Here is a 14,265-nt window from a genome sequence, read left to right as displayed (position 1 = left end):
TCACCAGGGCTGAGATAAAATCGGTCAAACCGACATCGCGGCCAATAGACTATGAGTTGCAAAGCGAGCAGCGCTCCGCACAGATGCACGGAGCGCCCTTACTGAAAGCCTGCTATTGGCTCATGTAGGATTTATGATTGTCCTGAGTGACCAGTTCGAACGGAATATTGATCCAGTTTGGCAGAGCTTCGCCGCTCATAGCTTTCACAGCAGCATCAACAGAGCCAGTTGCCTGCCCCTTGGCATTCTGGAAGACAGTGACATCCAGCTCATTTTTACTCAGGGAAGCAAGAGCGTCATCCGTTGCATCAACGCCAGCAACCAGAACATCATCCATATTCACGCCAGCAGCTTTGAGAGCCTGCACCGCGCCAAGAGCCATCTCGTCGTTGTTGGCAAATACGATATCGAATTCAAGACCAGAGCTGAGCCAGTTTGACACGACGTTGTTTGCTTCTGTGCGCTGCCATTTGGCTTCCTGCTCCGCAACAAGCTCGATGCCGTTACACATGGAGAGGCTCAGGACTTCGCGTACGTCTTCAGAACGAGTAACAGCAGCTTCGTTTGAAAGAATACCCATCAGCATAACCGCTTTACCAGTGCCTGCCGCCTGCTTGCACACTTCAAAAGCTTCCAGCGTGCCCGACCAGGTTTCATCGGAACCCACAAAGGCAGCCTTTTCACCCAGCGCATCCAGATCTGCAGGGCGACGGTTCACATAGATCAACGGAATACCCGCTGCTTCTGCCATTTTGGTAATTTGAGGGGCCGCTGCTGCACTTACCGGAGCTACGATGATTGCTGCAACGTCAGAGGCAATAAAGTTCTGAATTTGGCTCAACTGCATGCCGACATCTTCTCGGGCATCTTCGATCTGAATTGAATGCCCAAGTTCTTCTGCGCGACTTTTGGCAGCTTCTCGAAGAGCTGTCTGGAAATTATCATCAAAATTTGGACTTGAAAAACCGATAGTGTCGGCGCTTACGGCTGTTGCCATCATCGTGAACGCAGCGACTGCTGCCAGTAAACCAGTTTGTTTCATAGTTTCCTCCCATTTGCGTTAGCAACCGATTGCAAGAATTAATGAAGCGAATTTGGGAGCCATATCAACACCAGAACCCAAATAAACACTATACTCACCAAATCTTTCCTACCGATCACTACGGGATTAAACTAACCTAACAATTACCAATATTGCAACCGCTTGCATTAAATTTACTATTTTGATGATTTGAAGTAGCCGTCTGCAGCTTCAAACAAAGAGATTAACATCAGCTCGGAAAACAACAAAACAGCCACGACGCCTACATCAAGCAGGCAACACCGCAACTGAATGGCAAGATAGGACGCTCACACCGATTGGTTGCACGTGTGGATGCGGGAAGACGGCCTGTCTGTTTTAGACTGCTCCAGTTACACTGCTTTTGCCGCGCAGTACCACGGCATAAGGTCGTTGTTATGGTTGATCTTATGATCGCAATCTCAAAGGGTGATTTGTTTGACGCCAAGCTAATCGCCGGACAGCCAGATGGGGAGCGAAGCAGCCGTCAATGCGACTAAGGCCATCATTCCCCCCCACCAAAAACCAGCTGAACCTTGGTTAGCGCCACCAGCAAGTCCAGTGATCGCCAAAAGTCAGCGCTGAGTTATTCCTTGATTGGATTCTTTCACAGCTGGGCTGAGTGCGCTAAACGGATGGCGGTACTGTTGTCAAACAAGATCACTGCGATTAGGGAATTGGGCTTTAAGGCAGGCGATGGGCACTTTGCTTTTGCAGTTCCTTCGTGAAAACGTCCGCGGCCATCCCTTCATTCAACGCGCGTTTCAATAGCATTTGTTGAGTTTCAGGAGCTAACCCGCCGACTGGTGGGTCCAAATCCAGATTGGTTGGGAACGAGTACCCTTCTCCGCAGGATGCTATTGCCGCGTCAAGATGTTTGCCTGATAGCACCCCTTGCTCAGTCAGATGCTTCAGGGCCGGAAAAACCTTAGAACACATAGCACTACGATCAACACTTTCCATTGCGCGGCCAAACGCAGATGAGACCTGAAGCAAGTTCACCATACGATGAATATCTGTCGTCGTGTTTGCACCAGCTGCATGGAACAATGCAGGATTGAAGAAAACCGCATCTCCCTTTTCGAGTGGAAGCTGCACATAGTTAGCCTCGAAATATTCCCGGAAATCGTCTCGCCTCCACGCCACATAACCTGACAGGTATTTTTGTGAAAACGGCAGCAACTTTGTAGGTCCGCTTTCAAGGGGCATATCGCAGTGAGCAATCGCGCCCTGCAAGGTCATGTAGGGTGACAGGTGATGGACATGAGCCGGATAATCCTCGCAGACCTCGGCAGTCTGAAAGCCCAGATGATAATCTCTGTGTGCTTGCTGTGCTGCCCCTCCCGGATGGACCAGATTGACCTGTGTCGTCATCTGATAATTCGGCCCAAGCCAGCTCTCACAGACCGCGTCAATGAGCGGATTGGCAAAGTAACGAGCAAATACAGATGGATCTGCCAAGCATAGCTTCTGCAGGCTGTTCCAGATACGATCGTTCGCACCAGCAGCAGCAAAATGATCACCGCCATTGCCGGAAGATCTCTCAGCAGAAATAATGCTCTCAAATATCTGCGTAGCTTCGTCTATCGCTGCGATATTTTCTGCTGCTCCCTTAATCACCAGAACACCAGCTGTATTTTGCAAAACACTAGCCCACTCTGACAACAAGCTTCTGCGCTTGGATGTGTCTTCAAGCATATTTCGCAGGTTCGCTGCGCTGTAAATAGGGATATTGCTTTGCACATGGGTGGCGTTGGGAACTGTCTCAGCGGACAGCTCCTGTTCCACGAGTGCCTTGAACTCGTTTAAGTCACAGGCCGATTGCCTGTAAAATCCATCAATTTGTTTGCTACTGACCATCTTAGCCCCTCTCCTTGATGTATCAGGCATTAAATAAGCAAAATGTTGAATTGCCAGCCATATGCATTTCCATCAAGAATCCATCAATGACGCATCGTTTCCCTGTTAAAGAAATCGCTCTTCAAGCTGGATTAAGTACAGCAACGGTTGACCGCGTACTTCACAGCCGCACAAACGTAAGTCTGCAGTCTGTCCGCAGAGTACAAAACGCGATTGCAGATTTACACCTGCAGGAAAAGCAGCTGTCTGCACGCGGCAAGAAGCTCTTTATCGACTTTGTTGTCGAAGCTCCGGACCGCTTCTCCTCTGAAATACGGCGCGCTGTTGAAAGTGAAATTGGCAGATCAAACCCTGTCGTCATCCGGCCGCGTTTCATCATGCAAGAGCATATGCAAGAGGCTGAGGCCGTCAGTTACCTCAAACGCATTATGACTCACGGTAGTAATGGGGTTTGCCTGAAGCTGCGTGACACGCCAAAGCTCAGAGACATGATCAAAGCGCTCTCAGAAAGGAATATTCCTGTCCTCACGATGTTCACCGATATTCCGATCTCAGAACGACTGACATACATTGGAATTGACAATGCAAAGGCGGGAAAAACTGCAGCTTACCTGATCTCAAAGATGCTGCATTCTGCTGGCGGAACCATATTGATGAGCCGCAGCCACGAGCATTTTAAAGGTGAAGAAACACGCGCAATCAGCTTTCGATCATGGCTCACACGTAATCGTCCAGACCTGAAATTTGTTGAAACCATAGGAGGCTCTGGAGTTGATCATAAAATTGAAAAAGACCTGGCCTCTATTCTTGAGAAAGAGCAGAACATATGTGCTGTGTATTCCATGGGCGGAGGAAACAGGGCAATTATTCAAATGCTTGAGCAGTATAAGATGTATCCGGACAGCTACATTGCACATGACCTTAATCAGGAAAACAAAGCATTGCTCAACGCGGGCAGAATTTCATTTGTACTCCATGACGAGATCACTCAGGATATCTTGGCTGCCTTTTTTCACATTAGCCGTGCCAACAACATAACCCTAGCGGAGCCTCCAACTCCCAATGGTTCTGATGTTCACATAATTGCACCTGAGCTTAAATGAACCGCCCCCTCACCCACGCATTTATCCAGAAGGCTTCGATGGGAACAATTACGAAGGCCTCGCTCTCTTCAAACATTCCTCTACTTGTTCTCCAAAGTAGCTTTGTCATTCAAATCGATAATCGTGCTTACGATAGCAGTCATGAGCTATCAGCAACACTCCATGATCTGTTGTCAGGTTTTGTATCATGCTCACGATCTGAGTAGCATTCGCCTCATCCAGCGCAGAGGTCGCTTCATCGAAGATTAGAATATCAGGACTGCTCAAATGAGCCTGTTCAAGAAGCCGCTTTCGCTTTTGCAAAGGCTGGACTGCTAGATCAGGGAAATTGCTTCTTTAGAGCATTTTGCGGAGCCCCAAAGAGCAGCATTCGAGAGTTTGCTTATGATCTGTTCTCGTGACATCAAGCCCATTTCGACAATGACATCGACAAATCGTTTTCCGTTTACATCAGCTTCCTTCACAATCTTGGAGACCTCAGCATATCCAAGTATGGGTACGAATACGGTAGCAAGAGCAGATGAGTTGAGGAGATTTTGAAGCGCCTTATCTTCCAATGCTTCTATTCCATTCACGCATTTTTTCGCAAACAGATCCGCACCATGAGTAAGCAAATCTATGCTGTCAAACAATCGAGACGCGATAATCGGTTCGAAGTGGTTGATCTCGAGTTGTCCATTGAGAGCGGCAAGTGAAATCGCCGTGTCATTACCAATCACAGCAAATGCCAGCTGTTGAACCATCATAGGCATCACCGGGTTCACTTTACCTGGCATGATCGATGAGCCTGGCTGAATCGCGGGTAGCTTGATTTCACCGATGCCGGATTGTTTGTCGGAAGACATCATAATTAAATCGAGGCTGATCTTGCCCAAAATCTCAGCAGTAACTCGCAGTTCAGCAGAAAGTCTTGAAAACCCATCTGAGTTCTGCATCGCATCAAACAGGTTGTCAGATTGCTGTACAGGATGTGGCAATTCTTGACCTAAATACCGATAAACAGCTTCCTGATAACCTGCACGAGCACCGAGCTCTGTTCCGATTGCAGTTGCTCCCAACGGCAGAACTTGCAGGGCTTCAGTAGTATCCATGATTTTGTCACGGGCTCGAAGAATAGCAGCTGAGTATCCGCTGAACTCCTGTCCCATGGTCATTGGTTGCGCACCTTGCATACATGTACGGCCAATTTTGAGTACTTCGGCAAGCTCATCTGCTTTTAGCTGAAATGCCTCTCCCAGCCTTGTCAGAGCCTTAGTAAGCGCTGGAACTTTCTGCAGCACAGCCAGCTTGACAGCAGTAGGAACCACGTCATTGGTTGATTGTCCCATGTTTACATGGTCGTTAGGCTTCAAGTATTCGTAAGCTCCAGCCTCATATCCCATAATCTGCAAGGCACGATTAGCGATGACTTCGTTGGCATTCATGTTGATAGACGTACCACCGGAACCTTCCAACATGTTGATGATGAACTGGTCATGATGCTTGCCACCCATAATCTCATCACACGCCGCGGAGATCGCATTAGTCTGCTTGACGGTTAGACCTCCCAATACCCCATTAGCTTGGGCAGCTGACTTCTTGATGATCGCAAGAGCCCGGACCAGAGCTTGGTCGTCACCGATCGTTGCAGAAGAGATCAAAAAGTTTTCTGCACCGCGAAGCGTGTTGATGCCGAACAATACATCATCAGGTAGTTCGCGAGACCCGATGCTATCAGTTTCAATTCTTGGCATCCGTCATGCCTCCGTAAATGTCAGGTTAGAATGATCTTTCCGTGCTCCAGGCAACGTCAGAACGCGGTTATGGAAGGCGATATAGATGCCGGGCTGTAAGAGCCGCGCGCACACCAATGCCTCAATCATGTTCTGAGAAGCATCAGACCCTTCAATGACATAGGGAACCATCGCACCTGTAAAAATCACCGGCACACGAGGTGCTTTGACCGCACAACATAATGCCTCACCACTCAGCGCCATGCTGTCTGTACCATGCGTGATAATCACCGCATCATGAGTTGCAGCAGCACTTGTAACTGAACGGGTAATTTGAGCACGTTCTTCATCACCAATTTCAAGAGAGTCCAGATGCATCAAGTCAACGAACGTGAACTCCAGATCTGGCAAGCTTAAGGAAGTAATGATCTCTTTGACTTGGAGCTCAAAATTATAAAGTCGTGCTGAGTTAGGATCATAGCTTTTCGCTATCGTCCCCCCCGTCATAACAACAGCAACTTTCAGCAGACCATTCTTATAGCTCGTCGTTGAATTAGAGGCATCAATCATGAGTAGCTCTCTTGTTCTTGGGTCGTATCACCAACACAGAGCAATTTGCATGACGAACAATCTTTGCTGCATTTGGACCCAGCAAGTAATCTCCGAAATCAGGAATGTGAGACATCAGGATAATGAGATCTGCTGATAACTCATCAGCGGTTTGCAGGACCTCCGAATAGATGTTGCCAGATCGAGCAAACCGATTGATGATTCCGAACTCCTCTGTTTCGGTTATCTCGCCAAGCCGGGACTGCGCGACCTCGAGGGCTTTTTCCTTCAGCTCGCCAGGCACAAACGATGCAAAAGGTGCAGCCTGAGCGGCCTGCGCAATCACTGTGCCCAGATCAGGAACAACTGTCATGCAGGTCAACTCAACTGAGTTGCCTTTTGCATGAAGCCTTAGCTCTGGCAAAATCTCGGTCCATGAGCGTTTTTCTTCCACATCAATGGGAATGAGAATTCGAAGTGTCATTTACCTGCCTCCTACCTGATGCCTGTTACGGCCATCGGCAGCCACATGGATAGTATTGGGACAAAGGTGGTGAGCAGAACCACTGGCATATATGCGAGGAAAACAAACACCAGAGTAGGTTTTAGAACCTTCGCAAGCGACGTCTGCCCTATCAAAGTACCAAAATAGAGGATTGGCGCTGTGGGCGGCGTAATAAGACCCATGCCCAGATTGGTTCCAATAATCGCAGCAAAGTGCACCGGATGTACGCCAGCCTCGGTCACCACAGGCAGCAACAGCGGAGCTGCAAGCAAGATGCCAGAAACATCCTCCATAAACATCCCAATAAGCAACAGGAAGCCGTTTACAAGCAGCAGAAGTACGATCGGATCATCAGAAATGGAGAGCATCGTCTCCAGTATCTGTTGAGGCACTTCTTCAAGCGTCAACACGCGCGCTAGCATGTTTGCTGTAAAGATTACAAGCATCAGTACCGAAGTCACTTGAGCTGCTTTCCAAACCACATCGTAAAACGATTTGAATGTCAGCTCCCGATAAACGAGAAACGCGACTGGCAATGCGTAGACCACAGCCACAGCAGCAGCTTCAGTAGGTGTGGTGATACCTCCATAGATAAACCCCAGGATGATCAAAGGCATTGCCAACCCGAAGCCAGCTTCTCGTGTGCGTTGGAAAACTGTTTTGATCTGCACATTCAACGGCTGGGCTTCAGGAACAGTAATCTCCATCTTGCGTGTCAGGACCATGTTCCAGAAGGAAAACAGACCAACAAGCAACAGTGCAGGAACCAAAGGTGCAAGGAAGCTTGCTGCAATAGAGGTACCTGTCACCCAGCCATAAAGGATCATGGTCGCGCTGGGAGGGATGAGCAGCGCCAGAACTGCTGAGCAGCTGACCAGAGCTGTCGCATAGCCACGGTCATATCCTCGTTCCACCATTCTTGGAATGGCAATAGAACCGATAGCAGCAACAGCAGAAGATGCCATCCCGGAGATTGCGCCAAAAACGGCAGTTGTGATGACGGTTACAACACCAAGACCCGAGCGGTATCGACCAAAGAAGCTGTCTGCAACTTCAAGCAAACGTTTGGCAATTCCACCTTGTGTCATGATACCACCAGCTAGAATGTACAGTGGGATCGCAAGTAATACGACTGAAGAAAGCTTAGAAAAGCCTGCAGTTATCAAGAAGGTTGTCGAGTTGTATTCACCAAAGATGATCAGGAATGCGGCTGCGGCTACAAATGTCAAAGCAACAGGTACACCAAGGATCATCAACGTCACGAGAAGCGCAACGTCCATCAAAATTAGGGAGCTCATGATTTAGGATTCCGTATTTGGTGCGTGCCAGATTGTTGCGCGGAAGCTTTCAATAAACTCGAGCAGGAAATAGAAAGCCGTCAGAGCCAGTCCCACGAACATCGTCCCATAGATCCAGATCATTGGGAGACGTAGCTCCGTTGATACGGTGTTCATACGCTCTGTGAAGACGAGCAGCCCCCAGAGTGAGTTGAGGATATAAACCACCAAAATTGCAGACAAGAGGCGTGTGAAGGCATGGACGCCTGCAGTGATGCGTCCTTCTCCGAATATTGTGTCCACTAGACTGGCCGAGATGTGGCTGCGTTCATGCGTTCCATACGCTGCCCCAACGAAGTACATAATGACACCAGCAAAACTGGCGAACTCTTCAACACCAAAAAGCGAATAGTTAAACAGATATCGCATCACGACCTGAAGAAAGACTGCTGTGGTGAATGCGATACTTGTGATGAACATAATGAACCGCAACAGCTTCAGCTTGAGTTGCCAGATTGGGTTCTTAATGTGTATTTGGCGCTCTTGAAGCATACCGCCCTCTTTTATTTTGTCCGAGGACCGGAGGAGATCTCCGGTCTTCGAAACTCATTAGTTTGAGTAGCGGCTTTCAAGCAGCTCATAGAGCTCGTCGCCGATCTGATCTTTCATCTTCGGCCATGCATCAACGCGCACGGCTTTTGCCATGTTTTCGATCTCATCACGTGAATAGGTAACAACAGTCACACCATTCTTGCTAAGCTCTTCAAGGTAGCGGTTGTCAGCTTCTTCTACGGCGTTAAAGCGCTCCGTAGCCATCTGGGCAGCTATCTCGTTCAACACGGCAGCATCTTCTTCTGGTAACTGAGCCATGGAGAAGGCTGATGAAAGCAACCAGTTGATTTCAAAATGATCGTTGATCTGCAACCATGTATCGACAACACCATTCCAATCACGAACCGCATTTTCAGGAACGCCACCAACCATTCCGTCGATTACGCCGGTCTGCACTCCAGTGTAGAGTTCCGCCCAAGGCATTGTGGTTGTTGAATACCCCAGACGCTCCAGCAGCGGCTTGTGCGTACCCACGCCCGATGGCCAGACGCGAATCTTGAGCTCACTATGGTCCGCATTCGGATCTTTCGGATCATCGACAGGATTGCCAACAGCCAAACCGCCCAAGCCGTTTGCATAAGGTGCTAAAACCTGAATTTGCTGCGGCTTTACGAGGTCATTCACGATATTGAAGAGAAAGCCACCATTGTTCCAGGCATCTTTTGCGCTGTCATAGTCAACTGCGGTGTAAGGAAACCATGTTAGAGAAAGTCGCGAGTCAAATTTCGTTGAGATTGACTGAATTGCCAGATCAACAGAACCTTGGCTCAGCTGCTCATAAACTTCCTCCCAATCACCTAGTTGGCTTGCAGGAAAAATGCGAAGATTTACGCGGCCATCAGAAGCTTCCGAAACGCGACTTGCAAAGTCCTTAGCCCAGTTATCCATGTCACTGCCTGGAGGTGATAAGTGAGATAGTCTAAGCGTTGTCTTTGCTTCAACCGCAAACGTTGAAAGACCAATTGTCATTGCCGTCGCCAACACAACCGCAGCTGTTTTCCGCAATTTAAAAACCAAGTTCAATCCTCCCAAGTTAAATTCCCTCACTAGTTCGATTGTGAGATCACCCTGAGAATAAGAGACTGATAGCACCCTATAAAAGAACACATAAGTCATTTTGGAGAACGTAGCAGACAGGATTAAGGGGAATTACATTCAGTAACTTCCCCCATCCGAAACTTTACGTTTGAGTTGTTCACCCGTTAGTCTAGCGCAACTGGAATAACATGGTCGATGCCAGTTCCCCAGGTGTCTGCCATGGTGTAACCCAACTGGTAAGGATCTGTTGGATCAGCTCCCAACTGCATGGTTGCATAGATCCAGGCCCTCCCAGAGATACGAGGAATAACTGCGGGTTGCCCAGCCACTTTCGTCTCAGAAAGAATAGAAGCCTCAAAACGAGAGTTGATCGTGGATCGCATTTCGAGCTGCTGATTGGGTTCAATCAATCCCTTGGCATGCATGGCAGCCAGACGAGCAGCGGTACCGGTTCCACATGGTGAGCGATCAACACGTCCTGGTGGCATAATCGTAGCATTGCGGTATGAGCTCTGCTTTCCATCAATCATATCAGTAAACATCAAAAATTCGACACTGTTGAAGTTCTCAATCTCTGGATGCTGAACTGTGAGCTGCTCCTGGGCTGCCCTTTTGATCTTGTTTCCGAGCACAACCATATCTTGCGCGACATCAGGCCCAATACGAAACCCAAGCTGTTTTACATCTGGCAGTACGTAGTAAACACCACCAAACGCAACATCCACCGTGAGCGTTCCCAGTCCTTCTACCTCAAGCTGAGCATTCAGATACTCAGCAAATGCTGGGAAGAAATCCAAGGACACTCGCTCGACACGTCCCTCTTTGCAGTGCGCAACTGCTTTTACCAGTCCAGCCGCAGTGTCCAAAACAACTGTCGTTTCAGGTTCATGCATTGGCAAGATGCCAGTCTCCAGCAACACCGTTGTCACACACATTGCATTGGATCCAGACATGGCATGCGTCCCATCTGCCTGCATGGGTATAAAGGCAGCATGTGCCTCCGAATGTGATGGAGGTAGCAAGAGGTTCGTTGTCATCTGAGCACAACCGCGAGGTTCACGATTTACAAACTGACGAAGCTCATCATTGGCCTTCAGGTACTCCATCTTCTCAAGTATATCAGCTCCGGGAACATTCAGTACTCCACCCGTCAAAACACGCCCAACTTCCCCTTCAGCGTGTGCACCAATTACCGTCACAGATTTATTCCAGCGCATATGCCCTCCTTGTTAGCTAAGGAGAAATGCAGTACGTAACGGGCTAATAATAGAACAAAAAAGACATTTACTTGCAGATTCGGGAGTATCAGCTTGCTAAGCCCTCACATCACAGATGAACAGATTGAACCAGACGTTCGCTTTGCCTTTATTCTCGCTCCGGCGTTTACAATCCTGCCGCTAGCAGGATTTATCGATGCTGTGCGTCACTCCTCAGATGAAGCTGATAGAAGTAGACAAGTATTCTGCCATTGGGATGTTTTAAGTCATGATTTGGAACCCGTAGCATCAAGTTCTGGTCTTGCAGTTATGCCATGGAAGACGTTTGAGGAAGCAGGGATTTATGATTATGTCGTCATCGTCGGCGGCCAACTTGAACAAATGGAACAGATTCCAGAAGAAACCTATGCATTCTTGCGAGACGTTCACGCCAAAGGGACAGAACTTATCGGACTTTGCACTGGTAGCTTTATCATAGCCAAGGCAGACCTCCTTAACGGTAGAAAGGCCGCAATTCACGCGCACCATCGCCCGCTTTTTTCGCAACAATTTCCAAAGGTAGAGCCCGTAGAAAATGAGCTATATGTCCGCGATGGAAGTATCCTGACCTGCCCTGGTGGAACTGCTGCGATTGACCTTGCAGTAGAAATTTTGATTAAGCACTGTGGACGCTCTCGTGGAATGAAAGGCCTGACGGCCCTCGTTGTAGACGAGCATCGATCAGCACATGAGATTGGGCGGCTTCCCTATCAAGATTTAGAGGAATGCGGAAACTGGCGTGTGGAACAGGCCATTAAAATCATGCGTCAGAAGCTGAGAGACCCAGACACAACAGAAAAGCTTGCCGAAATGCTGGGTTCCACCGTCAGGCAACTGAACAGAGCTTTTACTGAACATGCAAAAGCCACACCACAAGAAGTCTGGCGTGACATGCGCCTCCAGCATGCTCGCTGGCGCCTCATGAACTCAAAACGAACCGTCACCCAAATCGCCCATGAATGCGGTTTCTCCGACAGCAGCCACTTCTCCCGCTGGTTCAAAGCTAAATTCAACCAAACCCCGAAACACTATAGAGCGCAACGTTTGGTGAAGCAGAGATGAACCAACGATTATGTATCGTTGACGCTGAAAGGAAAATTTAAAATTACGGCAAGAGTAAAATATAGAATCTCCGTTGCGTCAGTTAATTTAAATATATTATATCAATAATCAGGTACTAGCCCAGATTCAACAGTTTGTTACTTATGCTCAAATCGCGGACATTCGCACTGGCGTTGACCTTTGATTATTGAGGCGCTCTTACTATTCCTGGTTGCTATCCCACTTAAAAGTGCGGAGAGACAAGAAAGTGCACTCGCCTTCCACTAGGGCAAAACAGGTTTGCGAACGAGAGCAAACATTTGCGTGGCCAATTACACGCGGCGATAATTGGCAAAATTGTGCTGTAGGACGGATCTAAGCTCTATATGCTGCAGCCTCGCATTTTTCAGATGGTTTCATTGCACGGTTAGGAATGGCTATTCTGCTTGGCTCCTTCTAGAAAAAGCAGAAGGAGCCAAGGATTATCAACTTAGGAAAAATAACAAAGTATGAGATAAACTATTCCGTACTCACCTAAATTCGTTCAACGACGCTCTGACGATTATTCGCAGTGTTGTCATGATCGATTACACCAGCGTTAATCGCCTCACCAATCTTGAAGCCTTCATGGATGTATGCATCAATGATTTTCTGGCCTTCCTCTTTCTTCAAGAGCCTTACTATGTGGCCCATGAAAACCTCTCCCAATATCGAAAGTCGGTAATCATGAGGTCCATCGATGACAAGCGCTTCATTGATCAAATCTTGTAGAGTAGAGAGCTGTGCTTCATCCACATCTCCGGCATCAATCATTGCTTGAAGGCGATCTTTTCTCAGCCCTTCATAAAACAATGGGAACGTCCACAAAGACATGTCCTTCTGGTGATGAAGTGCTGACTTTCTGAGGTTGAAACCAAATTCACCATTACGCACAGCTTCTTTCCAATGATTGATATCTACAGTGTTTTCAAACCGGACACCTGGTGCTGAACCGATAGCCTGTGCACCAGCGGCAATCAGAAACGTATCGTAATGTGCTGCCCCAATACATTCGTTGCCCGGCAAATGATCAATGATTTCCTTACTAACGGAAGCTTTGTCGACATAAGTGTTTGTTCCACAACGAACCCAACCTGACTGCTGCAGAGTACTGTAGGAATGCAATCGCATGATTGCTTGTTCTTTATGCGTTGGCACATGAGGCACCTTTTCGCTTTTCACATCCGCAACCAAAGATGGCGCTGCACCTGGTGTCAGTAGGTATGTACTGACAGCATTGATGATCGGGTGCTTCAAGGCATAATCCAAATCCGCTTCAACATCAGCAAGTGTTTGACCAGGCAAACCGGTGATAAAGTCGGTATTTACGATTGGAATCTTGCCACCAACGTATTCACATAACTCTTCTACTTTACGCATTGATCGCGGCAGACGGATATTAGCCCTGATATCTGGATTGATGCTTTGCACGCCGAAGCTGAGCTTTGTCACATCATGAGTAATCAGTTCGTCCAGAAAATCAGGTTTGGTTGTTGCTGGAGCACATTCAACTGCAATCTCCGTGTTTTCATCCATACCCTCTAGCGAACGTACATAACTTAAAAGTCTTCCGATATGGCTACGCACCAGATCTGGGCTCCCGCCTCCAATGTGTACGGAACGAATACGTTTTTGACCATAAGTCGGCGTAATTTGCAGTATCTTGCGGAGTTGCTGAATCAATAGGTCAATATATTCACCCGCATTATCGAAATCCAGAGTATTGCCTCCGGAGAATGCACAGAATGAACACTTCTGGGCGCAAAACGGGATGTGAAGGTACAGCTGTAATGTTGTTTCATCAGTTACTGGAGCTGCGGAAATACACTGAACTATTTCCGTCTCACTTAATTTCTTACTATCTGGGACCATCCAGTAATCAATTGTATTTCGTGCCATGTATTTAAAGCGTGTATTTAAAAGATTTTCATTACCTACGCGAAGATCAACCATGTATAACCTCAAAATATAATTTTTAATATTGCGTTGACGTTAACAAAATTAACTCACATCAATCAATTACTAGAAGTATATTATATAATGAAAAATATTTATTCATATAAAATTCGATATTATTACCAATATGCACGCGTTAGATTAATTAAAATAAGTAACATGAAATATATTATTATATAAAGAGGATTTTTATACATATATTACGTAGAGGTAGTTTTCTAAATAGCTTGGCCTTGTTCATTGAAAAATAACAAAGC

General features: G+C 47.5%; 13 protein-coding genes. 2 read left to right on the top strand and 11 right to left on the bottom strand.

The window, feature by feature from the left end:
- Positions 1 to 112: 112 nt before the first annotated feature.
- A complete protein-coding gene (locus PsAD13_RS07110) occupies positions 113 to 1,042 on the bottom strand; it encodes a substrate-binding domain-containing protein (RefSeq protein ID WP_057465080.1) in 930 nt (309 codons plus the stop codon).
- Positions 1,043 to 1,744: 702 nt separating this feature from the next.
- Entirely contained in the window at positions 1,745 to 2,920 is a 1,176-nt protein-coding gene (locus PsAD13_RS07105; RefSeq protein WP_057465079.1) for a phytanoyl-CoA dioxygenase family protein, read from the bottom strand.
- Positions 2,921 to 3,006: 86 nt separating this feature from the next.
- Between PsAD13_RS07105 and PsAD13_RS07100 the strand changes: the two genes are divergently transcribed.
- Positions 3,007 to 4,023: a LacI family DNA-binding transcriptional regulator gene (locus PsAD13_RS07100; RefSeq protein WP_057465078.1), complete on the top strand. Its 1,017-nt coding sequence runs from the start codon at positions 3,007 to 3,009 to the stop codon at positions 4,021 to 4,023.
- 105 nt (positions 4,024 to 4,128) lie between these two features.
- Here PsAD13_RS07100 and PsAD13_RS27755 read toward each other — a convergent pair whose 3' ends face one another.
- The 8 genes from PsAD13_RS27755 to PsAD13_RS07060 all read right to left on the bottom strand — a co-directional run bounded on the left by PsAD13_RS27755 (position 4,129) and on the right by PsAD13_RS07060 (position 10,933).
- Positions 4,129 to 4,290, bottom strand: a complete 162-nt coding sequence (locus PsAD13_RS27755) for a hypothetical protein (protein ID WP_193776989.1) — start codon at positions 4,288 to 4,290, stop codon at positions 4,129 to 4,131.
- Positions 4,291 to 4,337: 47 nt separating this feature from the next.
- A complete protein-coding gene (locus PsAD13_RS07090) occupies positions 4,338 to 5,756 on the bottom strand; it encodes an aspartate ammonia-lyase (RefSeq protein WP_082597082.1) in 1,419 nt (472 codons plus the stop codon).
- A gap of 3 nt (positions 5,757 to 5,759) precedes the next feature.
- Positions 5,760 to 6,305, bottom strand: a complete 546-nt coding sequence (locus tag PsAD13_RS07085) for an asparaginase domain-containing protein (protein WP_084404512.1) — start codon at positions 6,303 to 6,305, stop codon at positions 5,760 to 5,762.
- Positions 6,298 to 6,768 (bottom strand): universal stress protein, encoded by a 471-nt coding sequence (locus PsAD13_RS07080; RefSeq protein ID WP_063317720.1) that lies wholly within the window; start codon positions 6,766 to 6,768, stop codon positions 6,298 to 6,300. Before PsAD13_RS07080 ends, PsAD13_RS07085 begins: the two co-directional genes overlap by 8 nt.
- 11 nt (positions 6,769 to 6,779) lie before the next feature.
- Complete coding sequence (locus PsAD13_RS07075) at positions 6,780 to 8,087, bottom strand: TRAP transporter large permease (protein ID WP_063288954.1); 1,308 nt, start codon at positions 8,085 to 8,087, stop codon at positions 6,780 to 6,782.
- 3 nt (positions 8,088 to 8,090) lie between these two features.
- A complete protein-coding gene (locus PsAD13_RS07070; RefSeq protein ID WP_063288955.1) occupies positions 8,091 to 8,618 on the bottom strand; it encodes a TRAP transporter small permease subunit in 528 nt (175 codons plus the stop codon).
- 57 nt (positions 8,619 to 8,675) lie between these two features.
- Positions 8,676 to 9,695 carry a TRAP transporter substrate-binding protein DctP gene (gene dctP / locus PsAD13_RS07065; protein WP_193777032.1) on the bottom strand — a complete coding sequence of 340 codons (1,020 nt, stop codon included), beginning with the start codon at positions 9,693 to 9,695 and terminating at the stop codon, positions 8,676 to 8,678.
- Positions 9,696 to 9,880: 185 nt separating this feature from the next.
- On the bottom strand, positions 9,881 to 10,933 hold the full coding sequence (locus tag PsAD13_RS07060; RefSeq protein WP_063317718.1) for a proline racemase family protein: 1,053 nt from the start codon (positions 10,931 to 10,933) through the stop codon (positions 9,881 to 9,883).
- Between the two features lie 201 nt (positions 10,934 to 11,134).
- Between PsAD13_RS07060 and PsAD13_RS07055 the strand changes: the two genes are divergently transcribed.
- Complete coding sequence (locus PsAD13_RS07055) at positions 11,135 to 12,034, top strand: helix-turn-helix domain-containing protein (RefSeq protein WP_153040860.1); 900 nt, start codon at positions 11,135 to 11,137, stop codon at positions 12,032 to 12,034.
- 513 nt (positions 12,035 to 12,547) lie between these two features.
- Here PsAD13_RS07055 and PsAD13_RS07050 read toward each other — a convergent pair.
- Entirely contained in the window at positions 12,548 to 14,005 is a 1,458-nt protein-coding gene (locus PsAD13_RS07050) for a radical SAM protein (protein WP_084404659.1), read from the bottom strand.
- Positions 14,006 to 14,265 lie beyond the last annotated feature (260 nt).

The organism is Pseudovibrio sp. Ad13 (genome assembly GCF_001623225.1).
Lineage (GTDB): Bacteria > Pseudomonadota > Alphaproteobacteria > Rhizobiales > Stappiaceae > Pseudovibrio.
This window is presented reverse-complemented; position numbering and strand designations above follow the sequence as displayed.

Coding starts and splice junctions, on each gene's coding strand:
- PsAD13_RS07110 (WP_057465080.1), bottom strand. CDS start 1,042: ATGAAACAAACTGGTTTACTGGCAGCAGTCGCTGCGTTCACGATGATG.
- PsAD13_RS07105 (WP_057465079.1), bottom strand. CDS start 2,920: ATGGTCAGTAGCAAACAAATTGATGGATTTTACAGGCAATCGGCCTGT.
- PsAD13_RS07100 (WP_057465078.1), top strand. CDS start 3,007: ATGACGCATCGTTTCCCTGTTAAAGAAATCGCTCTTCAAGCTGGATTA.
- PsAD13_RS07090 (WP_082597082.1), bottom strand. CDS start 5,756: ATGCCAAGAATTGAAACTGATAGCATCGGGTCTCGCGAACTACCTGAT.
- PsAD13_RS07085 (WP_084404512.1), bottom strand. CDS start 6,305: ATGATTGATGCCTCTAATTCAACGACGAGCTATAAGAATGGTCTGCTG.
- PsAD13_RS07080 (WP_063317720.1), bottom strand. CDS start 6,768: ATGACACTTCGAATTCTCATTCCCATTGATGTGGAAGAAAAACGCTCA.
- PsAD13_RS07075 (WP_063288954.1), bottom strand. CDS start 8,087: ATGAGCTCCCTAATTTTGATGGACGTTGCGCTTCTCGTGACGTTGATG.
- PsAD13_RS07070 (WP_063288955.1), bottom strand. CDS start 8,618: ATGCTTCAAGAGCGCCAAATACACATTAAGAACCCAATCTGGCAACTC.
- PsAD13_RS07060 (WP_063317718.1), bottom strand. CDS start 10,933: ATGCGCTGGAATAAATCTGTGACGGTAATTGGTGCACACGCTGAAGGG.
- PsAD13_RS07050 (WP_084404659.1), bottom strand. CDS start 14,005: ATGGTTGATCTTCGCGTAGGTAATGAAAATCTTTTAAATACACGCTTT.